This window comes from Halorubrum sp. SP3, from assembly GCF_005435195.1.
Lineage (GTDB): Archaea > Halobacteriota > Halobacteria > Halobacteriales > Haloferacaceae > Halorubrum > Halorubrum sodomense.
In genome coordinates this window covers 1-509 of the sequence record NZ_SGTU01000313.1, presented here as the reverse complement: position 1 = coordinate 509, position 509 = coordinate 1, and the positions used below count along the sequence as shown (strand labels likewise).

General features: G+C 48.5%; 1 protein-coding gene. It reads left to right on the top strand.

The annotated features are described in order from the left end of the window. Window positions 1–204: 204 nt before the first annotated feature. Window positions 205–509: hypothetical protein (locus EXE42_RS16675; RefSeq protein WP_137707030.1), on the top strand; the 305-nt coding region annotated here is incomplete at its 3' end.

The window sequence follows — 509 nt, the reverse complement described above, 5'->3', positions numbered from 1 at the left end:
AACTCTCAGAAGAGATTGTAGGGCTTTTCTACATCGTTCACAAGGGAACATCTAAAAACACTGTCTATGGGTATTTGGGTTCTAAACCAAGCAGTAGACACGGGGTATACACCTGGACTTCGTCAGTCAAGTTCTGGAGCGACACCGGTTATCGAGGAGTATTATCCAAACTGACAAGACGCTCTACCATTAGCTACCAAATAGATGGTATCGAGCGAGGAGTTCTACGCACTCTCGCAGGAAGAACAACAGAAACTGGTCGACGAGAGGAGGGTGATCCTCGACCAGAATCCTGTGCGTGAAATCCCTGAGTACGGAGCACCGATTAGAATCCTCGATAAAACGCTCACTACTGCTATCTTCGACCGACTCCAGAACAGTCGATATACTATCTCTGAACTCGCCGACGAAATCGGTGTACGTGACAAGTTTGTTCGGAACGTCATCAACAAACACCGCCACCGACGGTTCGAGAAATTACTTGACGAGTACAGCGCGGTCCTCCGAGC